Origin of the sequence: Variovorax sp. V118, assembly GCF_041154445.1 — a bacterium.
In the GTDB taxonomy this organism is placed as follows: domain Bacteria; phylum Pseudomonadota; class Gammaproteobacteria; order Burkholderiales; family Burkholderiaceae_C; genus Variovorax; species Variovorax boronicumulans.
In genome coordinates this window covers 79,449-101,606 of record NZ_AP028663.1, presented here as the reverse complement: position 1 = coordinate 101,606, position 22,158 = coordinate 79,449, and the positions used below count along the sequence as shown (strand labels likewise).

Below are 22,158 nucleotides of genomic sequence, written 5' to 3'. Positions count from 1 at the left end.
CCTGCGTGCGCCTTGCCGCGCCGCGATTCGATTCGATTCGATTCGTTCAACGACACAACGGAGACATGCAATGACAGACCCGACCACCGGCCCCACCCGGGCCGCCGCCCAATGGCTGGCCGACTTCGCCGCCGCGCTCGCACGCGGCGACATCGATGCGGCCGTCTCGCTGTTCGAGGCCGACAGCTACTGGCGCGACCTCGTCGCGTTCACCTGGAACATCCGCACGCAGGAAGGCGCGGGCGCCATCCGCGCGATGCTGCAGGCGCGCCTGGCCGACACGCAGCCCACGGCCTTCGCGCTCGAAGGCGAGGCGACCGAGGCCGACGGCGTGGTCGATGCGTGGTTCGGCTTCGAGACGCGCGTGGCGCGCGGGCGCGGCCACCTGCGCTTGCGCAATGGCAAGGCCTGGACGCTGCTCACCACCATGACCGAGCTGAAGGGCTTCGAGGAAAAGACCGGCGACAACCGCATCAAGGGCGCCGAGCACGGCGTGCACAAGGGCCGCAAGAACTGGCTCGAGAAGCGCCGCGACGAAGAGGCTGCGCTGGGCTACACCGAGCAGCCCGAGGTGGTGATCATCGGCGGCGGCCAGGGTGGCATCGCGCTGGGGGCGCGGCTGCGGCGGCTGGGCGTGCCGACGATCATCGTGGAGCGCAACGCCAAGGCCGGTGACTCCTGGCGCAAGCGCTACAAGTCGCTGTGCCTGCACGACCCGGTCTGGTACGACCACCTGCCCTACATGCCCTTCCCCGACGACTGGCCGGTGTTCGCGCCCAAGGACAAGATCGGCGACTGGCTCGAGATGTACACGAAGATCATGGAGCTCAACTACTGGAGTTCCACGAACGCGACCAAGGCGCGCTTCGACGAGGCCACGCAGCGCTGGGAGGTGCAGGTGGAGCGCGAAGGCAAGCCCGTGACGCTGCGCCCGAAGCAGCTGGTGTTCGCGCTCGGCGTGTCGGGCTACCCGAACGTGCCGAAGGTGGCGGGCGCCGAGAACTTCCTGGGCGACCAGCACCACTCCAGCCAGCACCCCGGGCCCGAGGCCTACGCGGGCAAGAAGTGCGTGGTGCTGGGCTCGAACAACTCGGCGCACGACATCTGCGCGGCGCTGTGGGAGCACGGCGCCGACGTGACGATGGTCCAGCGCTCGTCCACGCACATCGCGCCCTCGCAGTCGCTCATGGAGCTGGCGCTGGGCGGGCTGTATTCCGAGCAAGCGGTGAAGAGCGGCATCGACCACCACAAGGGCGACCTGATCTTCGCCTCGGTGCCCTACAAGATCATGCACACCTTCCATATCCCGGTGTACGAGGAGATGAAGAAGCGCGACGCCGACCTGTACGCGCGGCTGGAGAAGGCCGGCTTCCTGCTCGACTTCGGCGTGGACGGCTCGGGCCTGTTCATGAAGTACCTGCGGCGCGGCTCGGGCTACTACATCGACGTGGGCGCCTCGGAGCTGGTGGCCAACGGCAGCATCCACCTCAAGAGCGGCGTGAACATCGAGCGCGTGAACGAACGCTCGGTCACGCTCACCGATGGCACCGAGCTGCCGGCCGACCTGCTGGTGTACGCCACGGGCTACGGCTCGATGAACGGCTGGCTGGCCGACCTGATCTCGCCCGAGACCGCCGACAAGGTCGGCAAGTGCTGGGGCCTGGGCTCCGACACGCCGAAGGACCCGGGTCCGTGGGAGGGCGAGCTGCGCAACATGTGGAAGCCGACACAGGTGCCCCAGCTGTGGTTCCACGGCGGCAACCTGCACCAGTCGCGCCACTACTCGCAGTTTTTGGCGCTGCAGCTGAAGGCGCGCATGGAAGGGATCGACACGCCGGTGTACGAGCTGGCGGCGTCGCACCACAAGCGCTGAGCGGCTTCGGCTTCCTCTCCCTTCGGGGAGAGGGAGTCATTCACTCCTGGATGAAGCGGCGCAAGCCTTCGAGGTCGGTCACGGTGATGCCGCCGTACTCGATGTGCAGGAACCCGGCCTCCTTCAGCCGGTTGAGCGCCGCGTTGCAGCGCTGGCGCGACACGCCCGACAGGTTGGCGATTTCTTCCTGCGAGGTCTGCAGGTGCGGCTCGCTGCCCGGGTGCAGCCAGGGGTGGAACAGGCCGGCCAGCGCGCGCGCCACCTGGCTGTCGGCGTCGAGCAGCCGGTGCGCGGCGTAGCTGCCCATGAACCAGTGCAGCCGCTCGTTGATCTGCTGCAGCAGGAAGTGATCGAAGCCGCGCTGCGTGCGGTGCAGCCACTCGAAGGTCTCCAGCGGCAGCTGCGCCACGCGGCTGGGCCGCAGCGCAATGATGTCGGCCGAGCGCGGCACGGCGCGCAGCAGCGTGCCCTCGCCGAACCAGCTGCCCACCGACAGCCCGCCCAGCGTGACCGAGCGGCCGTCGCTGGAGGTGATCGACCACTTGAGCAGCCCTTCGAGCGTGCCGTACCAGTGCAGCGGCGTGTCGCCGCGCCGGCACAGCGCGGCGCCGGCGGCCACCTCGACCTCGCGCATCTCGTCGAGCACGCGCTCGCCCGCGCCCACGTCGAGCAGCGGAAACCAGGCCGAGCCCTGCAGCAGCTGGGGAATGGTCAGGGAGGCCGCGGGGATCGCCGGCTTGGTCGAGGGCATGCTGTCTTTTTTTACTGCGCGCCCTTGAGCTGCTGCAGCTCGGCTTGCGCCTCGTGCAGCTTCTTCTCGCGGTCGGCGATCTTGCTGGCGCGTCCCTTCTCCTGCGCCGCGCGCAGGTCGCGCTCGCGCTCGGCCACCTTGCGCTCCTGGGCGCGGATGCGCTTCTGGTGCTCGGCCGCCAGCTTGGCGTCGGTGCAGTGGCGGTTCACTTCCGCCAACGCGGTTTCGAGCCCGCGCACGCGCTGCTTCTGGCCCTTGGACTGGGCCATCTCGATGTCGCGGCCGATGGCTTCGCGCTTGGCGTCGCAGGTGGCGGGGCCGGCGGGTTGCGCGGCGGCGCCGAGGGCGGTGAACGCGGCTGCGGCGGCCAGCACGAGGGGCAGAAATTTCATGGAGAGGTTCCTTGTGTGCGCAACGGCGCAGGGGCGACTTTAGCGGCTGGCGCCGCGTAAACCCTGCCCCTGAATGTCGTCGCGATGACTGAGTACAAACGCACTCCAAAAAATAATGGCGCGCCCCCATGAAAGACACCAGGAGTTCCCGAGCATGTCGAAGCGCAAAGTGATCGTGACCATCGCCCCCACCGGCGGCATGGCGCACAAGTCGCAGAACCCCCACCTCCCCACCCAGCCCGCCGAGATCGCCGCCGACGTGCTGCGCTGCTGGAACGCCGGCGCCAGCGTGGTGGCGATCCACGCACGCCGCCCCGACGACGGCGCCACCTGCAACGCCGAGGTGTACCGCGACATTAACAGCCGCATCCGCGCGCTCGGCAGCGACATCGTGCTGAACAACTCCACCGGCGGCGGCGTGCACGGCGACATGGTGAAACCGCTGGCGGGCGATCGCTGGGAGATCGCATGGGAAGAGCGCATCAAGGGCATGGACGCCGGCGCCGAGATGTGCACGCTGGACGCCACCACGCTCAACCTGAGCTTCGAGGGCAAGCAGATCCTGATGGACACGCCGATCACGCGCGGGCGCGAGCTGGCCGCCGGCATGAAGGCGCGCGGCATCAAGCCCGAGTGGGAGGTGTTCAGCCCCACGCACATCCTGCAGGACACGACCACGCTGATCGAGGAAGGCCATGACGACGAGCCCTACTTCATCAACCTGGTGATGAACGTGCACCGCAACTTCCAGAACGCGATGCCGTACTCGCCGCGCAACCTGCAGATGATGGTCGACACGCTGCCCAAGGGCGCCATCTTCGGCGTGAGCGGCATCGGCATGTCGCAGCTCGAGGCCAACGTGGCGGCGCTGCTGCTGGGCGGCCACGCGCGCGTGGGGCTGGAAGACAACCTCTACTTCCGCCACGGCGAGCTGGCCACCAACGTGCAGCTCACCGAGCGCATCGTGCGCGTGATCCGCGAGCTCGACATGGAAGTGGCGACGCCGGCCGAGGCGCGCCAGATCATGGGCCTGCCGCGCGTGGGCGGCCCGCGGCCCGAGTTCGCGCTGGGCTGAAGACGCACGAGAACAACGAACGGAGACACGCACATGAACATTCCCCGCACCGCCCTGGCTCTCGCACTCGCCGCCGCATTCGCATCGGGCGCATCGGCCCAGGTGTCCGACGACACCATCCGCATCGGCTTCATCAGCGACATGTCGGGCCTGTACCGCGACTACGACGGCCCGGCCGGCGCCGAGGCGATCCGCATGGCCATCGCCGACATGGGCGGCGCCATCGACGGCAAGAAGATCGAGCTGGTCACGGCCGACCACCAGAACAAGCCCGACATCGCCGCCGCCAAGGCGCGCGAATGGTTCGACGTGAACAAGGTCGACATGCTGATCGGCGGCGTGAACTCGGGCGCGGCCATTGCCATGGCCGGCGTGGCGGCCGACAAGAAGAAGCCGTACTTCGTGGTGGGCTCGGGCGCGTCCAGCCTCACCAACGAATACTGCTCGCCCTACACCGTGCACTACGCCTACGACACCGTGGCCATGGCGCGCGGCACGGCGAGCGCGGTGGTCAAGGCCGGCGGCAAGAGCTGGTACTTCGTGGCGGCCGACTACGCCTTCGGCGCCGCGCTGCAAGGCGATGCCACCAAGACCGTGCAGGCCAGCGGCGGCACGGTGGCGGGTTCGGTGAAGCACCCGCTGGGCGCGAGCGACTTCTCGTCGTTCATGCTGCAGGCGCAAAGCTCGAAGGCGCAGGTGCTGGCCCTGGCCAACGCAGGCGGCGACACGGTGAACGCCATCAAGTCGGCGGCGGAGTTCGGCATCAGCAAGAACATGAAACTCGCCGGCATGATCATCACCATCAACGACGTGCACGCGCTGGGCCTGAAGGCTTCGCAGGGCATGTACCTCACCGACAGCTGGTACTGGAACCAGAGCCCCGAGTCGCGCGCCTGGGCGCGGCGCTTCTTCGACAAGCACAAGCGCATGCCCTCCTCCTTCCATGCCGGCGACTACTCCGCCGCACTGCAGTACCTGCAGGCCGTGAAGGCCGCGGGCAGCGACGACGCCGACAAGGTGATGGCGCAGCTGCGCAAGACCAAGTTCAACGACATGTTCGTCAAGGGCGGCTGGCTGCGCGACGACGGCCTCATGGTGCACGACATGCACCTCATGCAGGTGAAGACGCCAGCCGAGTCGAAGGAGCCGTGGGACTATTACAAGGTGATCGAGAACATCCCCGGCGAAGCCGCGTGGACCACCAAGACGGAGAGCCGCTGCGCGCGGTGGAAATCGGCATGAACCTCACCACCGACGTGAAGCGCGTCGCCGTCGTCGGCACCGGCGTGATCGGCGCGAGCTGGGCCGCGCATTTCCTCGCGCACGGGCTCGACGTGAACGCGACCGACCCCTCGCCCGGCGCCGAAGACCGGCTGCGCGCCGCCGTGGCGCAGCACTGGCCGACGCTGGAACGCTTCGGCCTGGCCGAGGGCGCCTCGGTCGATCGCCTGCGCTTTCACGACAGCCTGGAAGACGCCGTGGCCGTGGCCGACTTCGTGCAGGAGAACGGCCCCGAGCGCATGGATTTCAAGATCGACCTGTTCCGCCGCATGGACGCCGCCGCACCGCCGGAGACGGTCCTCGCGTCGAGCTCGTCGGGCCTGGCGATCAGTGGCGTGCAGTCGGGCTGCGCGCACCCGCAGCGCGTGGTGCTGGGGCATCCGTTCAACCCGCCGCACCTGATTCCGCTGGTGGAGGTGATCGGCGGCGAGCAGACCTCGCCCGACGCCATCGCCCGCACGATGGCCTTCTACGCGGCCATCGGCAAGCGGCCGATCCACGTGAAGCGCGAGGTGAAAGGCCACATCGCGAACCGGCTGCAAGCCGCGCTGTGGCGCGAGGCGTTCCACCTCGTCAACGAAGGCGTAGCCAGCGTGGCCGACATCGACACCGCCATCGCGCACGGCCCCGGCCTGCGCTGGGCCGTGATGGGACCGTTCATGAACCTTCACCTCTCGGGCGGCGCGGGCGGCATCGAGCATCTGCTGGCGCACCTGGGCGGGCCCATCGAAGACTGGTGGAAGGACCTGGGCGCGCCGTCGATGACGCACGCGTTGAAGCAGCAGGTGGTGCAAGGCGTGGACGAAGAACTCGGCACGCGCCACACCGCCGACCTCGAAGCCGCGCGCGACACCCTGCTGTTGAACCTGATTCGCGCCAAGGCCGAGACGGGTACGCTGGATTGACATGACCGACTTCCTTCTCGACGACACCCTGGTCGCACCGCCCCGCACGGTGCGCATCGACTTCGACGACGGCTCGTTCGTGCTGCGCTCGCCAACGGTTCTGCAGCCGTATGCGCGCTGCATCGGCGAATGGATCGAGCGCTGGGCGCGCGAGACGCCCGATGCGCTGGCCTTTGCCGAGCGCGATGAGACGGGCGAAGGCTGGCGCAGGCTCGACTACCGCGCACTGCGCGCCGCCGTCGGCGCCGTGGCGCAGGGCCTGCTCGACCTGGACCTGCCGCCGGGCCGCCCGGTCGTGATCCTCTCGGACAACGCCATCGACCATGCCGTGCTGATGCTCGCGACGATGCACATCGGCCGCACGGCGTGTTCGCTGTCGAGTGCCTACTCGCGCATGGCGAAAGACCCGTCGCGGCTGCACGGCATGCTGAAGGCGCTGCAGCCCGGGCTGATCTACGCCTCCGACGCGAAGGTGTACGGCGCATCGCTCGCCGGCTGCGGCATCGAGGCCGTGACAGTGTTCAGCCGCAATGCCGACACGCATCCGGGCGCGCTGGCTTTCGACCAGTTGCTCGACGCGAAGGAAACGCCCGCCGTCATGCAGGCCTTCGCCGCCGTGGGCCCCGACACGCACGCCAAGTACCTGCTGACCTCCGGCTCCACCGGCCAGCCCAAGGTGGTGATCAACACGCACCGCATGCTGTGCGCCAACCAGCAGATGATGGCGCAGACCTGGCGCTTCCTCGCGCAGGAAAAGCCGGTGCTCGTCGACTGGCTGCCGTGGAGCCACACCTTCGGCGCGAACCACAACCTGCACATGGTGCTGTGCCACGGCGGCGCGCTCTACATCGACGAGGGCCGGCCCGCGCCCGGGCTCATCGAGAAGACCGTGCGCAACCTGCGCGAAGTGAAACCCACGCTGCTGTTCAACGTGCCGCGCGGCTTCGACATGCTGCTGCCGTTCCTCGAAGCCGACGACGCGCTCGCCGCCGAAGTGTTCTCGCGGCTGCGCCTGGCCTTCTACGCGGCGGCGGCGCTCGCGCCTTCGACCTGGCAACGCCTCGAAGCGGTGGCCCGGCGCGTGCGCCCCACGCGCCCGCTGTGGCTCACGACCTCGTGGGGTGCGACCGAGACCTCACCCGCCATCACCTCCGCGCACTGGCAGCTCGACGGCGCCGGCTGCATCGGCGCGCCGCTGCCGGGGCTGGAACTGAAGTTCGTGCCCAACGGCGAGAAGCTGGAGATGCGCGTCAAGGGCGTCTCGGTGTTCCCCGGCTACCGCGACGCGCCGCGCGAGACCGCCAGCGCCTTCGACGCCGAGGGCTACTACCGCATCGGCGACGCGGGCTTTCTCGCGAACCCCGGCGACCCGACGCAGGGCGTGATCTTCAACGGCCGCGTGGCGGAAGACTTCAAGCTCTCGACCGGCACCTGGGTGTCGGTGGGTACGCTGCGCGTGAAGCTGGTGTCGCTGCTGGCGCCGCATGTGCAGGACATCGTGCTCACAGGCCACGACCGCGACGCGATCGGCATGCTGGTGTTCGCCGGCCCGCAAGGCGCCGCCCTTGCGCCGGGAGCATTAGCCGCGCGCATCGCCGGGGTGCTGCGCGCCCTGCGCGACGAAGGTGCGGGCTCGTCGCAGTGCCCGGCCTGCGCGCTGGTGCTGGCCGAACCGCCCAGCCTCGATGCGGGCGAGATCACCGACAAGGGCTACATCAACCAGCGCGCCGTGCTCACGCGGCGCGCGGCCGAGGTGGCGCGGCTGCATGCGCTGGCGCCGGGCGATGCGGACGTGATCCGCGCCACCTGAACACGGCGGGGTTGGAGAACCCGGGAATGTTTTCTACGATGGCCGGATCGCCCCACCACCTCACCTTCCCGGAGACTCCGCCATGTCCACCCCACCCTGCGTGACCTTCGAAGCGGACGGCCCCGTCTGCACGCTCACGCTGAACCGTCCCGACAAACGCAACGCCGTGGACGGCGTGGTGGCCGCCGCGTTGCGCGCGGCCTTCGAACGCTTCGAGGCCGACGACGCGCTGCGCGTGGCCGTGCTGACAGGCGCGGGCGGCCATTTCTGCGCGGGTGCCGACCTGGGCGCGGTCGGTGATCCGGCCCGCCGCAACGAGCTCGACCCCGACGGCGGCGGCGCCGGCCCGATGGGCCCGACGCGCATGGCGCTGTCCAAGCCGCTGATCGCGGCAGTGAACGGCTACGCGGTGGCGGGCGGGCTCGAGCTGGCGCTGCTGGCCGACCTGCGCGTGGCCGACGACGACGCGGTGTTCGGCGTGTTCTGCCGCCGCTGGGGCGTGCCGCTGATCGACGGCGGCACCGTGCGGCTGCCGCGCCTCGTGGGCATGGGGCGCGCGCTCGACCTGATCCTCACGGGCCGCCCGGTGCCCGCCGCCGAGGCGCTGGCGATGGGCCTGGTGAACCGCACCACGCCGCCGGGCGGTGCACTCGCCGCCGCACAGGAACTGGCGCGGCAGATCGCCGCCTTTCCGCAGCAATGCATGCTGGCCGACAGGCGCTCCGCCTTCGAGCAGTGGGACCTGCCGCTGGCCGAGGCGCTGCGCCGCGAAGGCGCGCAGGGCGTGCCGATCGTCGCGGCCGAAGGCGAAGCCGGGGCCGCGCGCTTTGCCGGCGGCGCGGGCCGGCACGGCACCTTCAAGGGCTAGTTCAGGCGCGCCGCCGCAACGCGGTGCGCAGCGCCTTCGCAAAGCGCGGGTCGGCCATGGCGCCGACGTTGAAGCGCGACCAGCGCGAGACCTGCGTCGAGTCGACGCTGAAGATGCGCCCCGGCGCCATCACGATCTTGCGCGGCAGCAGTTCCTTCGCGAAGGCCAGCGAGTCGTCCACGCCGGGCAGCGCGGCCCAGATGTAGAGCGACTGCGGGCTGCGCGCGAAGACCTCGGCGTCCACGGCGTCGAACAGCTTCAGCGCGTCGCGCGTGGCCTCGCCCAGCCGCTGCTGCAACCGCTTGAGATGCCGCTGGTAGTGGCCCTCGCTCAGGATGACGTCGACCGTGCGCTCGCTGTACTCCGAGCTGCTCACGTGGATCAGCGCCTTCAGGTCGGCCAGGTCGCTCGCCAGGTCGGCGCCGCAGGCGATGAAGCCCACGCGCAGCGCGGCCGAGAACGACTTGGAAAAGCTGCCGATGTAGATGGTGCGCTCGAGCTGGTCGAGTGCCGAGAGCCGCGGCAGCGCCGTCGGCTTGAAGTCGGCCAGCGGGTCGTTCTCCACGATCAGCAGGTCGTACTTCTGCGCCAGCTGCAGCACGCGAAAGGCCTTGGCCGGCGAGATGTCGGAGCCCGTGGGGTTGTGCGCGAGCGACTGCGTGAAGAACAGGCGCGGCCGTTCGGCGATGAGCAGCTGCTCCAGCACCTCGAGGTCGGGCCCGTCGGCCAGGCGCGGCACCGCCAGCATCTGCGCGCCCGCGAGCTTGAGCTTGCCGAACAGCGGGTAGTAGCCCGGGTCGTCGACCAGCACCTTGCCGCCGGGCGGAACGAAATAACGGATGACGATGTCCATCGCCTCGTTGGCGCCGTGCGTGAGCACGATCTGCCGCGGCTCGGCGCCGATGCCGAAGTCCGCGAGCTTGCGCACGAGGTGATCGCGCAATGGCGCATAGCCGAAGCGGCTGCCGTAGCGGAACAGCGCGCCGAGCCCCGTGCGAACGACCTTCGGGTGGTACTTGTCCAGCCGCACATCGGCCAGCCATTCGACGGGCGGAAAGCCGTCGCCCACGGCCACCGCATCGGGCTGCGTCTTGAGCTGCTCGCGCATGAGCCACACGATGTCCATCGCGCGGCCGAGGCTGCCGGCGTCGTCCTCGGCGGGCTTGGGCGTAGCCGTGGCCTGCGCCAGCACGTAGTAGCCCGAACCGCGCCGCGGCTCGACGAGGCCGCGCGACACCAGCAGCTCGAAGGCAGCCACCACGGTGTTCTTGGCGTAGCCGTGCAGCTGTGCGAGTTCGCGCAGCGAGGGCAGCTTGTCGCCGGCCTTGTAGGCGCCGCTCGCGATCTGGCGCGCGAGGGTGTCGGCGAGCGAATCGGCGATCGTGGTCATGGGTTTGGACTGTGACACAGCGAGGCGTGGCGGCGCACCACTGTCCGCACTGTCCCGCCAAACTGTGCCTTCCGCGGGCGGTACAGCCGGCCTAAATTGCCTGCTCCCGAATTCACCTTCCGAAGAGACACGCACCGATGGCCGCCGATTCCCGCATTCCCAATTTCCGCGCACTCACGCCCGCCCAACGCCTGGCCCACATCGCACAGGCCGCCGCGCTCACCGACGACGAGGTGGCGCTGCTCGCCCAGCCCGGCGCGCTGGGCGTGGAGCGCGCCAACGGCATGGTCGAGAACGTGATCGGCACCTTCGAGCTGCCGCTGGGCGTGGCCGGCAACTTCACCGTGAACGGTCGCGACTACCTCGTGCCGATGGCGGTCGAAGAACCCTCGGTGGTCGCCGCCGCCTCCTTCATGGCCAAGCTGGCGCGCGAAGGCGGCGGCTTCGAGGCCTCGAGCACCGGGCCGCTGATGCGCGCGCAGGTGCAGGTGATCGGCATCACCGACCCGTACGGTGCGCGGCTCGCGCTGCTGCGTGCGCGCGAAGAAATCCTGGCCGTGGCGAACAGCCGCGACAAGGTGCTGATCGGCCTGGGCGGCGGTTGCCGCGACATCGAGGTCCATGTGTTCGGCGACACGCCGCGCGGCGCGATGGTGGTGATGCACCTGATCGTCGACGTGCGCGACGCGATGGGCGCGAACACGGTCAACACGATGGCCGAGGCGGTGTCGCCGCTGGTCGAAAAACTCACGGGCGGCACGGTGCGCCTGCGCATCCTGTCGAACCTGGCCGATCTGCGGCTGTCGCGTGCGCGCGTGCGGCTCGCACCCGCCGTGCTGGCCACGCGCGAGCGCAGCGGCGAAGAAGTGGTCGAGGGCGTGATCGACGCCTACACCTTCGCGGCCATCGACCCCTACCGCGCGGCGACGCACAACAAGGGGATCATGAACGGCATCGACCCGGTGATCGTCGCGACCGGCAACGACTGGCGCGCGGTGGAAGCCGGCGCGCATGCGTACGCCTGCCGCAGCGGGCGCTACACCTCGCTCACCACGTGGGAGAAGGACGCGGGCGGCGCGCTGGTCGGCACCATCGAGATGCCGATGCCGGTGGGCCTGGTGGGTGGCGCGACGAAGACGCACCCGCTCGCACGGCTCGCGCTGAAGATCCTCGACGTGAAGTCGGCGCAGGAGCTCGGCGAAGTCGCCGTGGCCGTCGGCCTCGCGCAGAACCTCGGCGCCTTGCGCGCGCTCGCCACCGAAGGCATCCAGCGCGGCCACATGGCACTGCACGCCCGCAACATCGCGCTGGTCGCGGGCGCCACCGGCGACGAGATCGACGCCATCGCCAGACAGATGGCCGCCGAGCACGACGTGCGCACCGACCGCGCCGTGGCACTGCTCGACGCACTGCGCAAGAAGTAAGCAACGCGGGAGCCTCCCGCACCACGGTCCGCGGCCGACACCGCGGCGGTCGCGCACGCGGCCGTCACACAACCACAGACGGAGACAACTCGAATGAACGCAGACAGTGCAACGCCCGCCCGCTGGCGGCTGGTGGAGATATGGGGCGACACGGCCGACCTGGGCCACCTCGCGTGGTCGATCGCGATCGGCGTCGCGGTGAGCCTCACGGGCTATCTCGTGGCGAGCCGCGTGCTCGCGAGCGTGGTGAGCACGCCTGAATTGGCGCGCGCCTACGCGATGCTCGCGGGCCTGGGCGGCTGCGTGGTCTCGGGCGTGATCTGCGCGAAGCTCTTCACGCCCAAGCGCGAAGTGGTCGAAGGCACCGCCGCCGATCCGCGCTGGCGCGAGGAGGTGCTGGCCGAGCTGGCCGCCGAGCACGGCGACCTGGGCTCGGTGGACGACCTGCCGCCGGTGGTGGTGCGCGAGATGAAGGAGCTCGAGATCTACGAGCTGTTCGCGTCGTACAAGCCCCAGGCCGCCAAGGCCGCCGAAGGAGCCGCCTCGTGATCGACGCTGCCCTGTTCAACCAGATCCTCGTCGCCACCGGCATGGGCCTCGTGGGCGCCATCGTGTTCGCGGCCATCGGCCTCGTCTCGGGCACCGACGAAACCACCACGCTCGCACCGCTCACCCTGCTGGTGGTGCTGCTGGGCGTGCCGCCCGAAGGCGTGTTCACCTTCTTCCTGGCCGCGGCTGTGGCCAAGCACATGACGCACGCGGTGCCCACGGCGCTGCTGGGCATTCCGGGCGACACCATGGCCACGCCGCTGCTGCAGGACGCCAACGTGCTGCGCAACCTGGGCGTTCCGCACATCGCGCTGCGCAAGATGGTGTCGGGCGCGATCATCGCGGCCTTTCTGGCGGTGCCACTGGCCGTGCTGTTCGCGGTGCTGCTGGCGCCGTACGGCGCGGCCATCACCAAGGCGGCGCCGTGGATCTTCGTGGTGGCGGCCGTGGCCATTGCCTATTTCTCGAGCGGGCGCTGGGCCTCGGTGGCCACGCTGGTGCCGTTCGTGATGGTCATCGTCGCGCTGCAGGCGCTCACGGGCAAGTACGGCGTGAAGCTCAGCATCAGCTACTTCCTGGGCATTGCCATCGGGCCGCTGGTGGCCGATTTGTTCTCGGTGATCTCGCCCGCGGCGCGTGCGCGCATGAAGCGCGACAAGGTCCGCACCTTCTCGCTCGCGCCCGACGTGAAGGGCTGGTCGGGCTACTTCCCGAACCCGTTCAAGGTGCTCGACCGCGGCCAGGTGAAGTGGACCTTCGCGACCGCCGCGATCTCCAGCGCCACCTTCGTGTTCAGCCCGGTCGCGATGACGGTGGTGCTGGGCGAGCTGGTCGGTTCGCGCATCAAGCATGCGTACCACCGCCTCACCACCACGCTGGCCGCGCGCAACGGCGTGACCGAGGCCACCTACATCGCCGAAGCATTGATCCCGCTGATCGCCATCGGCCTGCCGCTGAGCCCCGTGGCGGCCGGCCCCGCCGCGCCGCTGTTCAATGCGCCGCCGGTGTTCACCATCGATTCGGCCACGGGCCAGACCCACAACCTGCACAACCTGCTGAACCACTGGGAGTTCCTGGGCTACGGCATGCTGGCGGTGATCCTGGCCGCGCTGGTGGCCTATCCGTTCACCATGAACTTCGCGCGCCGCGCGGCGCTGTTCGTCTCGCGCAAGGTGAGCCACGAGGCGATCATCGCGACCTTCGTCGGGTTGATCGTGGTGATCAGCGTGTGGGAAGGCCAACTGCTCGGCCTCCTGGTGATCCTCACGATGGGTCTGCTCGGCGGCCTGCTGTCGCGCGCCATCGGCTTCAACACGGGCGTGCAATTCATGGGCTACTACACGGCGGTGCTGACGGTGCCGGCGGTGATCAAGGCGTTCTCCTGATCGGCGAGCACCCACAGCGTGTCCCGTGCCCAGGACACCGGGTGCTTCCCGCAGCGAAATCAAGGAGGAGGCCGCAGGCCGGGGGACATTCGCGGAGGGAAGTACCCGGTGGCCTGGGCACACGCCCTGAACCAACAGCGGCCAGTCAGCGCTGCGATGCAGGCGGCTTCGGCGCCGTCTTCTTCGCCGGCTCGTCCCCGCCGAACAGCTTCTCCACCTGCTGCCCCACACGCGCCCCGATCGCCGTGCCCACCCCCGGCAGCACCGCACTGCCGACCGCCGCTCCCGCGAGCGCGCCGCCGGTCATCGACACCTCGGGCTCGGCCACGCTGCCGCCGATCTTCAGCGGCACGCCGACCACGCCGTCGACCAGGTCCACCGCCATCTCGCCCGACATCTGGCGGTTGAAGAGGCGCAGGTTGCCGCTGGCGGTGAGCACGCCCGAGCGTGCCTTGAGGTTCGTGTAGCGCATCACGATGCCGTCTTCGGTGCCCTGGGTGTCGAGCGTGCCGGTGAGTTCGTCCAGTGCCGTGGTGCCGCCGCGGCTGATGCCGACGGTGGTCACGGCCTTGGCGAGGTCGAGGCGGGTCAGCGTGGCGGGCTGCACCGAGAAGGTCGTGCGTGTGTGCAGGCCGCGCACCAGCGCGCCCACCTCGCGGGCCTCGGCCACCAGCGAGGTGTGGCCCGAGACCTTGCCCGCCACCGCCGAGCGGCGCCCGAAGGCCTGCACCAGCGCCTCGATGTCGACCTGCCGCGGATCGAGCTCGGCCGACACGCGCAAGCCCCGCCCCTCGGGCAGCACCTCGAGCCGCGCCTGCCCGTTCCACGTGCCGCCCCCGGCGTCGATGCGGGTGCGCCAGCGGTCTTCCGTGCCCTCGCGGTCCAGCCGCAGGCGCACGGGCGAGGCCGCGCCGGCGCGCTCCAGACGCAGCTCGCGCGGGCGCCAGTTGTCGTCAAACGTCACCTCGCCGTCGTAGGCCAGCGCGATGTCGCGGCGATCGATCCAGACCACGTCGCGCCAGCGCACGCGCTCCACCGGCACGGACGCCAGGGTCCAGGGCGCGGGCAGCGGCACGATGCGCTCGCTTTCCTGCGGCTCGGGGCCCTTGTCCCGGAAGGCGCGCACCGAGGCGCGCGGCAGCACCAGGCTCTCGAGCGCGATCTCGTCGATGGCCACCTCGCGGCGCAGCAGCAGCGGCCACAGGTGCAGCCGCACGCTCACGCGGCGCAGGGTGATGGGCTGGGGCTGGTCGGTCGCCAGCTCGGACAGCGCCAGCACCGGCACCGGCCACAGCGACCAGTGGGCGCCGCCCACCGTCAGCTCGACGCCGTAGCGCTGCGAGAAGCCGGCGGCGATGCGGGCCGCCACCTCCTCGTCGTCGGGCAGGCGCGCGGCCACCACGAGCGCCAGCGCGCCGATGCCCAGCAGCAGCACCGCCACCGAGCCCAGGAGCCACCGCCGCACCGAAGGGAAGGTCATCGACCCAAGGTAGCACGCAAAGGCGACTGCGGTTGTCAGCCGTCGTCGCTATAGTGCCCTCGCACCCCCTGTATCGGAGACCCCTGCATGCGTATCTGGAAGAAAGAGATCTCGGTCGAATCGCTGACCGCCAACCACGTGGGCACGGCCGTGGCCGCCCTGGGCATCGAATTCCTGGAGGTGGGCGACGACTTCATCCGCGCCCGCGTGCCGGTGGACGAACGCACCCGCCAGCCCTACGGCATCCTGCACGGCGGCGTGTCGGTGGTGCTGGCCGAGACGCTGGGCTCCTGCGGCGCGCACTACTCGGCCCCCGAGGGCGACCGCGCCGTGGGCCTGGACATCAACGCCAACCACATCCGCTCGGCCACCAGCGGCTGGGTCATTGGCACGGCGCGGCCGGTGCACCGCGGGCGCACCACGCAGGTCTGGCAGATCGACCTGACGAACGAGGCGGGCGAGCTGACCTGCGTCTCGCGCATCACCATGGCGGTGCTGCAGCCGCGCTGAGCGCGGGCGCGCCTTCCGGGCGCTTGTTCTTTTTTCTTCTCCCGCTGGTACGCCTCTTGCGGGTGGCACCCGTGTTCAGCACGGGGTGGATCGACCACAATCTCGCCCCAGGGAGCGCGTCGACCCCCCAAACACACACCAACCGAGGAGAAGAAAACACATGTTCAACTGGACTGAAAAGCCGGTGTCCACACTGGCCAACGGCGCCGTCATCGCGCCCGACGAGCGGCTGCCCTGGCTGCAGACGGGCGCCATGGGCATCCAGCACGTGATCGCCATGTTCGGCGCCACGGTGCTGGCGCCGATCCTGATGGGCTTCAACCCCAACATCGCGATCCTGATGAGCGGCATCGGCACGCTCATCTTCTACCTCGTGACGGGCGGCAAGGTGCCCAGCTACCTGGGCTCGAGCTTCGCCTTCATCGGCGTGGTGATCGCGGCCAGCGGCTACGCGGGCAAAGGGGCCAACGCCAACATCGCGGTGGCCCTGGGCGGCATCGTGGCCTGCGGGGTGGTCTACATCCTGATCGGGGCCATCGTGCAGGCCGTGGGCACGGGCTGGATCGAGCGCTTCATGCCGCCCGTGGTCACGGGCGCCGTGGTGGCGGTGATCGGGCTGAACCTGGCGGGCATTCCCATCAAGAACATGGCGGCCAGCAACTTCGATTCGTGGATGCAGGCCGTGACCTTCCTGTGCGTGGGCCTGGTGGCGGTGTTCACGCGCGGCATGGTGCAGCGCCTGCTGATCCTCATCGGCCTGATCCTGGCCACGCTGGTGTACGCCGCGCTCACCAACGGCATGGGCCTGGGCAAGCCCGTCGACCTGAGCGGCATCGCCAACGCGGCCTGGTTCGGCCTGCCGACCTTCACGGCGCCGGTGTTCACGGCCAACGCGATGCTGCTGATCGCGCCCGTGGCGATCATCCTGGTGGCGGAAAACCTCGGCCACCTGAAGGCCGTGACGGCCATGACCGGGCGCAACCTCGACCCGTACATGGGCCGCGCCTTCATCGGCGACGGCATCGCCACGGTCATCAGCGGTTCCGCGGGCGGCACCGGCGTGACCACCTACGCCGAGAACATCGGCGTGATGGCGGCCACCCGCATCTACTCGACGGCGGTGTTCGTGGTGGCGGCCTTCATTGCGCTCATCCTGGGCTTCAGCCCCAAGTTCGGCGCGCTGATCCAGGCCATTCCGCTGCCGGTGATGGGCGGCGTGAGCATCGTGGTGTTCGGCCTGATCGCCATTGCCGGCGCCAAGATCTGGGTCGACAACAAGGTCGATTTCTCGCAGAACAAGAACCTGATCGTGGCCGCCATCACGCTGATCATCGGCACGGGCGACTTCACGCTGAAGTTCGGCGACTTCGCGCTGGGCGGCATCGGAACCGCCACTTTCGGGGCCATCATCGTCTACGCCCTGCTGGGCCGTTCGCGCAACGCCTGAGCGCAGACAAAGTGAAACCTCGTGCAATAACTGTTGTGCGGGGTCAGTGAACGCGGCGCCGGTCACCGGGCTTTGGCCGGCGCCCGTTAGACTCCAACGCTTTTCGCACCGACGTTCACACACGTTTTCCAATGGCCGATGTTTCCGCCGCTCGTACCAAGGCGGTTTTCGAATTCAAGAGCGCCACACTGCCGCTGATCGCAGTGATCCTCAAGACAGCCGACCTCGACGTGCTGGCCGAGGCGCTCGACGCCCAGTTGGCGGATTCGCCCGACTTCTTCGAGCAGGAGCCGGTGGTGATCGACCTCTCGCTGCTGCAGGAACTGGCGGCCGAGGGCGGCACCGACGCCCCCGAAATCGACTTTGCCGCCCTGCGCAGCCTGCTGGCGCGCCACCAGACCCAGCCGATCGCCGTGCGCGGCGGCAGCCCCGAGCAGCATGCCGCGGCACGTGAAGCCGGCCTGTCAGTGGCCGCCATGCCCGCGGCCCCCGCGCCCCGCCCACCGGCCCCGCCCGCCGAGGCGCCCGCACCGTCGGAGGCCCCGCAGATCGTGCGCGAGCTGCCGGTGCCGGCCAACGGCACGCTGCTGATCGACAAGCCGCTGCGCTCGGGCCAGCAGATCTACGCGCGCGGCGGCGACGTGGTGGTGACGGCCATCGTGAGCTTCGGCGCCGAAGTCATCGCCGACGGCAACGTGCATGTGTACGCGCCGCTGCGCGGCAAGGCCATTGCCGGCGCGCGCGGGAACACCGAGGCGCGGATCTTCTCGACCTGCATGGAAGCGCAGCTGGTGGCCATTGCGGGCATCTACCGCACGAACGAAGTGCCGCTGCCCGAGCCCGTGCTGGGCAAGCCCGCCCAGGTGCGCCTGGACGGCAAAAAAATAGCGATCGACGCGATTCCCTGATGAAAAACCAGGAACGCGGCAGCGCTGAGCATCAATCGACAACTGAATCGAAACAAGAAGGAATGGCGATGGCCAAAATTGTGGTGGTGACCTCGGGCAAGGGCGGCGTCGGCAAGACGACCACGAGCGCCAGCTTCGCGTCGGGCCTTGCGCTCGCCGGCAAGAAGACGGCCGTGATCGACTTCGACGTGGGCCTGCGCAATCTCGACCTGATCATGGGCTGCGAACGCCGCGTGGTGTACGACCTGATCAACGTGATCCAGGGCGAGGCCAACCTGAGCCAGGCGCTCATCAAGGACAAGCAGTGCGACAACCTGTTCGTGCTGGCCGCCTCGCAGACGCGCGACAAGGAAGCCCTGTCGCAGGACGGCGTGGAGAAGGTGCTGACCGACCTGGCCGCCATGGACTTCGACTACATCGTCTGCGACTCCCCCGCGGGCATCGAGACCGGCGCCATGATGGCGATGCACTTCGCCGACGAGGCGCTGATCGTCACCAATCCCGAAGTCTCTTCGGTGCGCGACTCGGACCGCATCCTGGGCATGCTCAGCAGCAAGACCAAGCGCGCCAAGGACGGCGGCGAGCCGATCAAGGAGCACCTGCTGATCACGCGCTACAACCCGAACCGGGTGGCCGGCGGCCAGATGCTCTCGCTGGAAGACATCCAGGACATCCTGCGCATCAAGCTGATCGGCGTGATCCCCGAGTCGGAAAGCGTGCTGCACGCCTCCAACCAGGGCGTGCCCGCCATCCACGACAAGGACACCGACGTGGCCCAGGCGTACAGCGACGTGGTCGCGCGCTTCCTAGGCGAAGACAAGCCGATGCGCTTTGTCGAAGCCGAGAAGCCGGGCTTCTTCAAACGGATTTTCGGGAGCAAGTAGGCATGTCGTTTCTTTCGTTCCTGCTTGGTGAGAAGAAGAAGACTGCGAGCGTCGCCAAGGAGCGCCTGCAGATCATCCTCGCTCACGAGCGCTCCAGCCTCAGCGGCAAGAAGCGCCCCGATTACCTGCCCGAGCTCCAGCGCGAACTGGTGGCGGTGATTTCCAAGTACGTGTCGATCAACGCCGACGACATCAAGGTGCACCTGGAAACCCAGGACAACCTCGAAGTGCTGGACATCAAGATCGAACTGCCCGATCCGGTTCCGGCGCGCTGAGCGCCAGAGCCCCGATCAACCGGCTCACGCCGGTTGATCCGGGGCCGCAGCGGGCAGCGCCTCCAGCCGCTGCGCCCACTCACGGGCCTTGTCCTCGTCGAAGAGCGGACTTTCGCGGTCGCCGTAGAACTGCGCCGCCAAAGATTCCACGCAGGCGCGTTGGCTCTCCAGGTTCTCTTCGCAGTCATCGAGCGCGGCACCGGTGAGCAGCCAGCGCTCGGCGGCCGCCGCGTCTTCCGGCGCGCCCTGGCCCTGCATGCGCATCCAGCCCAGCTCGTAACAGGCCCAGCCCTGCTGGCGCTGCGTACTGTCCTCCGCCACCTTCTGCAGCGCGTAGAGGGCTTCGGCATACAAGGCCTTCACTTGCGCTTCTCCCTGGCCCTGTTCGGCCAACGCCCCTGCGTGCAGGCACAGCGTGCGACCGAGCTGCATCGTGGCGCTGACGTCGCCGGCTTCGTGGCCACGGCGGAAGTAGCCGATCGCGCGGGCCAGGTCGGGCTCTCCCGGTTCGCCGAGCTTGTGCGCCAGGCCGAGGTTGTAGAGCGCCATCGTGTTGTTGTGCTTGGCGGCCCGTTCGTAGTGCCGCATGCCGCCTTCCAGGTCGCGCTCGCCCCCCTCGCCTTCCGTCAGCATGTAGCCGAGATGGGCGTGCGTGGCGGCGTCGTCCTCGCCGCCGTGGGCGATGGCGTGCAGCAGCCACGCGCGCGCCAGGGCGGGTTCGGCGCCGAGGCCCGCCGTGTCCCAGCGCAGCATCTTCGAGAGCTCGCACATGGCCACGGGCAGGCCATCGGGTGAGGCGGTTGCGGGAGCATCACCGGGCGCGCGCACGCCGGCAGCGTGCGCCATCCAGCGCAGGGCTTCGCGCGGGTCGGCCTCGATGCCCTCGCCGTCGCGCAGATGGCAGGCCAGCTCGTAGGCGGCCCGCAGGTCGCCGGCGGCATGGCGCGCGGCCATGTGCTCGGCGTGCGCCTGCTCGCGGCCGTCGGCGTGCAACCAGACGTACAGGCCGTTGTCGTTGCGCGCGGCCTGCACCGGCTCGCCCGCGCTCCAGCGCTTGCACAGCTGCGAGCGGACCGCGACGGCCATCCAGCCGTCGGCGACCGACAAGGCGGCGGTGATCCACGGGTAGGCCTGCGGGTGCAGCACGGTGCCATCGGCGCGCAGCACGCCCACGGCGAGTTGCCCCTTCTCGACCTTCGCGCTGCGCGGCACCGGATCGGCGACCAGCCAGCCGATGTCCTGCGTGCCCCAGGCCAGCGGCTGGAGCGTGCGGTGCCGGCACGGCACCAGCTCGCGGCCGGCGGCCACGTCGTAGATGCCGCGCAGCCACGGCGCGTTCTTCGCCGTGCGCCCGCCCTTGGACGCCACGCGCACCAGGTCGCGCCGGACCATGGCGTGCCCGCGCTCCTCGCCGGTCAGCGGTTCCAGGGTTTCGAAGCGGCCGTAGTCGAAGGGCACGAGCGCGCGGCCCTGCCCATCGACCAGGCCGCACAGGCCGTCGGCGCGTTCCACGGCGAAGCGCTTCGGCCGGGCCGGGACGCCGCGCTCGTTCGACGGATCGGTGTCTTCGGTCGTCAGGATCTCGATCGGGTATTCCTCGAGCAGGTCGACCTGTTCGTAGACCGGCTCGATCGCGACGCGGCCTTGCGCATCCAGCAGCCCGCTCTTGCCGTCGCGCTTGGCGTCGAAGCCCTCCCAGTCATGGCGCCACTGCAGGCTTTCGAAATCCGGCGGCACGGCCCATTCGCCGTCCGCGCCCACCAGCCCCCAACCGCCCTCGTCACTCCGCGCGGGCGCGAGGCCGAAGGGCGTGAAGTCTTCGGCTTCTTCGAACCGGGGCGAAATCGTCCATTGGCCCTGCAGGTCGATGTACCCGATGCGCTCGCCCACGCGGGCGCGCACGCGGCCTTCGACAAAGCTCCAGACCTCGTCGACCGAGGGCGCGAGCAGCCAGCTGCCGTCGGTGCGCAGCAGGCCGACGTGATCGCCGACCAGCGCCGTGGCGATGTCGCCCTCGAAGACCCAGACCTCGTCGAGCTGCGGCTCGAGCAGCACGCGCGGTGCCTCGGCGTCGGCATGCAGCAGGCCGGAGCGCTCGCCCTGCGAGATCCAGAGCAGGCGCGGATCGTCGGCGCCGGCGTAGCGGATGTCGTCCCACGCAGGCTCGACCACGGTGGTGCGCTGGCTGCGCCCGTCGTCGTCGTACACCACGCGCATCACGCCCCAGCGGCCGTCGACCTCGAAGCGCCAGAGGTCCTCGCCCAGGTGGTTGTCGTAGTCGGGGCGTTCGCCGTCGTCTTCATCTTCTTCGGGTTCGAAATCGGCAAATCGCTCGTCGCGCGGCGCCTCGTAGCCGTCGAAGTACGGATGCGACATCCCACCGAAGCCAAACTGCCAGGCCCAGGCCTCCCAGTCCGCGAAGCGCTGGATGCCCAATGCCGCGTCCACGCCCGGGTGGTTGCCGCTGTCGATGCAGCGCCGCACCTCGGCCCACAGTGCATTGCACTCGCGGCGGTTTCGCTCGATGAAGCCCTCGCCATCCGCATCGCCGCCCAGCCAGGACAGCTCGTCGAGGTTGGCGGAAAAGCGCGGCGCGCTGCCCTCCGGCGTGTCGTCGATCAGCTCGGCCAGGTGCTGCGCCACGGCCTCGAACTGCAGCGCGATCTGCGGCAGCGTGTGCAGCATCGGGTGCCGCTCGACAAAGGCGTGCAGCTGCCGGATGCGCGCGAGCGCGGCATGCGCGTCGCTGGCGAGGTTGTCGGTGCCGGCATCGCCGAAGACGCGCTGGTGGTCGATGGCGTCGCCGGCCGCGCCATCGGCCAGCAGGAGCTGCCAGAGCACGGGAAAGTTGTTGTTGGCTTCGGCGATTTCGTCGGCCGATGCTTCTTCGGTGTCGGGAAGACTGTGTTCGAGATAGAGCCAGGAACGATTGCCCATGTGTGGTCGGTGCG

19 protein-coding genes are annotated in these 22,158 nt (G+C 69.4%); 14 read left to right on the top strand and 5 right to left on the bottom strand.

Translation table 11 applies throughout. The features are described from left to right. The first annotated feature begins 70 nt into the window (after nucleotides 1-70). Nucleotides 71-1,873 carry an NAD(P)/FAD-dependent oxidoreductase gene (locus ACAM52_RS00465; RefSeq protein WP_139704753.1) on the top strand — a complete coding sequence of 601 codons (1,803 nt, stop codon included), beginning with the start codon at nucleotides 71-73 and terminating at the stop codon, nucleotides 1,871-1,873. Between the two features lie 40 nt (nucleotides 1,874-1,913). Here ACAM52_RS00465 and ACAM52_RS00460 read toward each other — a convergent pair whose 3' ends face one another. Then, on the bottom strand, nucleotides 1,914-2,624 hold the full coding sequence (locus tag ACAM52_RS00460) for a Crp/Fnr family transcriptional regulator (protein ID WP_062470280.1): 711 nt from the start codon (nucleotides 2,622-2,624) through the stop codon (nucleotides 1,914-1,916). Nucleotides 2,625-2,635: 11 nt separating this feature from the next. Next, nucleotides 2,636-3,016 carry a DUF1090 domain-containing protein gene (locus tag ACAM52_RS00455; RefSeq protein ID WP_369645774.1) on the bottom strand — a complete coding sequence of 127 codons (381 nt, stop codon included), beginning with the start codon at nucleotides 3,014-3,016 and terminating at the stop codon, nucleotides 2,636-2,638. Between the two features lie 154 nt (nucleotides 3,017-3,170). On the opposite strand from ACAM52_RS00455, the gene ACAM52_RS00450 reads away from it, so the two are divergent. The 5 genes from ACAM52_RS00450 to ACAM52_RS00430 all read left to right on the top strand — a co-directional run bounded on the left by ACAM52_RS00450 (nucleotide 3,171) and on the right by ACAM52_RS00430 (nucleotide 8,955). After that, entirely contained in the window at nucleotides 3,171-4,091 is a 921-nt protein-coding gene (locus ACAM52_RS00450) for a 3-keto-5-aminohexanoate cleavage protein (protein ID WP_369645773.1), read from the top strand. A 33-nt stretch (nucleotides 4,092-4,124) separates the two neighbouring features. Continuing rightward, a complete protein-coding gene (locus ACAM52_RS00445) occupies nucleotides 4,125-5,333 on the top strand; it encodes an ABC transporter substrate-binding protein (RefSeq protein WP_369645772.1) in 1,209 nt (402 codons plus the stop codon). After that, on the top strand, nucleotides 5,330-6,277 hold the full coding sequence (locus ACAM52_RS00440; RefSeq protein WP_369645771.1) for a 3-hydroxyacyl-CoA dehydrogenase NAD-binding domain-containing protein: 948 nt from the start codon (nucleotides 5,330-5,332) through the stop codon (nucleotides 6,275-6,277). The genes ACAM52_RS00445 and ACAM52_RS00440 overlap by 4 nt, the downstream gene beginning before the upstream one ends. Nucleotide 6,278: 1 nt before the next feature. Then, on the top strand, nucleotides 6,279-8,087 hold the full coding sequence (locus tag ACAM52_RS00435) for a feruloyl-CoA synthase (protein WP_369645770.1): 1,809 nt from the start codon (nucleotides 6,279-6,281) through the stop codon (nucleotides 8,085-8,087). An 82-nt stretch (nucleotides 8,088-8,169) separates the two neighbouring features. Next, a complete protein-coding gene (locus ACAM52_RS00430; RefSeq protein ID WP_369645769.1) occupies nucleotides 8,170-8,955 on the top strand; it encodes a crotonase/enoyl-CoA hydratase family protein in 786 nt (261 codons plus the stop codon). 1 nt (nucleotide 8,956) lies between these two features. On the opposite strand, the gene ACAM52_RS00425 is transcribed toward ACAM52_RS00430, so the two are convergent. Next, a complete protein-coding gene (locus tag ACAM52_RS00425; RefSeq protein ID WP_062481803.1) occupies nucleotides 8,957-10,345 on the bottom strand; it encodes a PLP-dependent aminotransferase family protein in 1,389 nt (462 codons plus the stop codon). Between the two features lie 137 nt (nucleotides 10,346-10,482). Here ACAM52_RS00425 and ACAM52_RS00420 point away from each other — a divergent pair, with 137 nt between their 5' ends. The 3 genes from ACAM52_RS00420 (at nucleotide 10,483) to ACAM52_RS00410 (ending at nucleotide 13,703) form a co-directional block, all read left to right on the top strand. Next, nucleotides 10,483-11,769, top strand: a complete 1,287-nt coding sequence (locus ACAM52_RS00420) for a hydroxymethylglutaryl-CoA reductase, degradative (RefSeq protein ID WP_369645768.1) — start codon at nucleotides 10,483-10,485, stop codon at nucleotides 11,767-11,769. Between the two features lie 93 nt (nucleotides 11,770-11,862). Beyond that, nucleotides 11,863-12,318, top strand: coding sequence for a hypothetical protein (locus tag ACAM52_RS00415; RefSeq protein ID WP_095743059.1), 456 nt, complete (start codon nucleotides 11,863-11,865; stop codon nucleotides 12,316-12,318). Nucleotides 12,319-12,359: 41 nt separating this feature from the next. Beyond that, nucleotides 12,360-13,703, top strand: a complete 1,344-nt coding sequence (locus ACAM52_RS00410; protein ID WP_369647818.1) for a tripartite tricarboxylate transporter permease — start codon at nucleotides 12,360-12,362, stop codon at nucleotides 13,701-13,703. A gap of 145 nt (nucleotides 13,704-13,848) precedes the next feature. On the opposite strand, the gene ACAM52_RS00405 is transcribed toward ACAM52_RS00410, so the two are convergent. Beyond that, complete coding sequence (locus ACAM52_RS00405) at nucleotides 13,849-15,183, bottom strand: hypothetical protein (protein ID WP_369645767.1); 1,335 nt, start codon at nucleotides 15,181-15,183, stop codon at nucleotides 13,849-13,851. 87 nt (nucleotides 15,184-15,270) lie between these two features. Here ACAM52_RS00405 and ACAM52_RS00400 point away from each other — a divergent pair, with 87 nt between their 5' ends. The 5 genes from ACAM52_RS00400 (at nucleotide 15,271) to minE (ending at nucleotide 19,207) form a co-directional block, all read left to right on the top strand. Further along, nucleotides 15,271-15,693, top strand: coding sequence for a hotdog fold thioesterase (locus tag ACAM52_RS00400; protein WP_095948453.1), 423 nt, complete (start codon nucleotides 15,271-15,273; stop codon nucleotides 15,691-15,693). 160 nt (nucleotides 15,694-15,853) lie between these two features. After that, complete coding sequence (locus ACAM52_RS00395; RefSeq protein ID WP_369645766.1) at nucleotides 15,854-17,140, top strand: solute carrier family 23 protein; 1,287 nt, start codon at nucleotides 15,854-15,856, stop codon at nucleotides 17,138-17,140. 131 nt (nucleotides 17,141-17,271) lie between these two features. Continuing rightward, entirely contained in the window at nucleotides 17,272-18,048 is a 777-nt protein-coding gene (minC, locus tag ACAM52_RS00390; RefSeq protein WP_369645765.1) for a septum site-determining protein MinC, read from the top strand. A gap of 68 nt (nucleotides 18,049-18,116) precedes the next feature. Beyond that, complete coding sequence (minD, locus tag ACAM52_RS00385; RefSeq protein WP_062481817.1) at nucleotides 18,117-18,932, top strand: septum site-determining protein MinD; 816 nt, start codon at nucleotides 18,117-18,119, stop codon at nucleotides 18,930-18,932. 2 nt (nucleotides 18,933-18,934) lie between these two features. Then, complete coding sequence (gene minE, locus ACAM52_RS00380) at nucleotides 18,935-19,207, top strand: cell division topological specificity factor MinE (protein ID WP_056574726.1); 273 nt, start codon at nucleotides 18,935-18,937, stop codon at nucleotides 19,205-19,207. A gap of 24 nt (nucleotides 19,208-19,231) precedes the next feature. Here minE and ACAM52_RS00375 read toward each other — a convergent pair whose 3' ends face one another. Beyond that, nucleotides 19,232-22,144, bottom strand: a complete 2,913-nt coding sequence (locus ACAM52_RS00375) for an SEL1-like repeat protein (RefSeq protein WP_369645764.1) — start codon at nucleotides 22,142-22,144, stop codon at nucleotides 19,232-19,234. Between the last annotated feature and the right edge of the window lie 14 nt (nucleotides 22,145-22,158).

Bases quoted from the DNA above. Each gene is read 5' to 3' on its own strand.
- ACAM52_RS00465 (WP_139704753.1), top strand. From the start codon at position 71: ATGACAGACCCGACCACCGGCCCCACCCGGGCCGCCGCCCAATGGCTG.
- ACAM52_RS00460 (WP_062470280.1), bottom strand. From the start codon at position 2,624: ATGCCCTCGACCAAGCCGGCGATCCCCGCGGCCTCCCTGACCATTCCC.
- ACAM52_RS00455 (WP_369645774.1), bottom strand. From the start codon at position 3,016: ATGAAATTTCTGCCCCTCGTGCTGGCCGCCGCAGCCGCGTTCACCGCC.
- ACAM52_RS00450 (WP_369645773.1), top strand. From the start codon at position 3,171: ATGTCGAAGCGCAAAGTGATCGTGACCATCGCCCCCACCGGCGGCATG.
- ACAM52_RS00445 (WP_369645772.1), top strand. From the start codon at position 4,125: ATGAACATTCCCCGCACCGCCCTGGCTCTCGCACTCGCCGCCGCATTC.
- ACAM52_RS00440 (WP_369645771.1), top strand. From the start codon at position 5,330: ATGAACCTCACCACCGACGTGAAGCGCGTCGCCGTCGTCGGCACCGGC.
- ACAM52_RS00435 (WP_369645770.1), top strand. From the start codon at position 6,279: ATGACCGACTTCCTTCTCGACGACACCCTGGTCGCACCGCCCCGCACG.
- ACAM52_RS00430 (WP_369645769.1), top strand. From the start codon at position 8,170: ATGTCCACCCCACCCTGCGTGACCTTCGAAGCGGACGGCCCCGTCTGC.
- ACAM52_RS00425 (WP_062481803.1), bottom strand. From the start codon at position 10,345: ATGACCACGATCGCCGATTCGCTCGCCGACACCCTCGCGCGCCAGATC.
- ACAM52_RS00420 (WP_369645768.1), top strand. From the start codon at position 10,483: ATGGCCGCCGATTCCCGCATTCCCAATTTCCGCGCACTCACGCCCGCC.
- ACAM52_RS00415 (WP_095743059.1), top strand. From the start codon at position 11,863: ATGAACGCAGACAGTGCAACGCCCGCCCGCTGGCGGCTGGTGGAGATA.
- ACAM52_RS00410 (WP_369647818.1), top strand. From the start codon at position 12,360: ATGGGCCTCGTGGGCGCCATCGTGTTCGCGGCCATCGGCCTCGTCTCG.
- ACAM52_RS00405 (WP_369645767.1), bottom strand. From the start codon at position 15,183: ATGACCTTCCCTTCGGTGCGGCGGTGGCTCCTGGGCTCGGTGGCGGTG.
- ACAM52_RS00400 (WP_095948453.1), top strand. From the start codon at position 15,271: ATGCGTATCTGGAAGAAAGAGATCTCGGTCGAATCGCTGACCGCCAAC.
- ACAM52_RS00395 (WP_369645766.1), top strand. From the start codon at position 15,854: ATGTTCAACTGGACTGAAAAGCCGGTGTCCACACTGGCCAACGGCGCC.
- minC (WP_369645765.1), top strand. From the start codon at position 17,272: ATGGCCGATGTTTCCGCCGCTCGTACCAAGGCGGTTTTCGAATTCAAG.
- minD (WP_062481817.1), top strand. From the start codon at position 18,117: ATGGCCAAAATTGTGGTGGTGACCTCGGGCAAGGGCGGCGTCGGCAAG.
- minE (WP_056574726.1), top strand. From the start codon at position 18,935: ATGTCGTTTCTTTCGTTCCTGCTTGGTGAGAAGAAGAAGACTGCGAGC.
- ACAM52_RS00375 (WP_369645764.1), bottom strand. From the start codon at position 22,144: ATGGGCAATCGTTCCTGGCTCTATCTCGAACACAGTCTTCCCGACACC.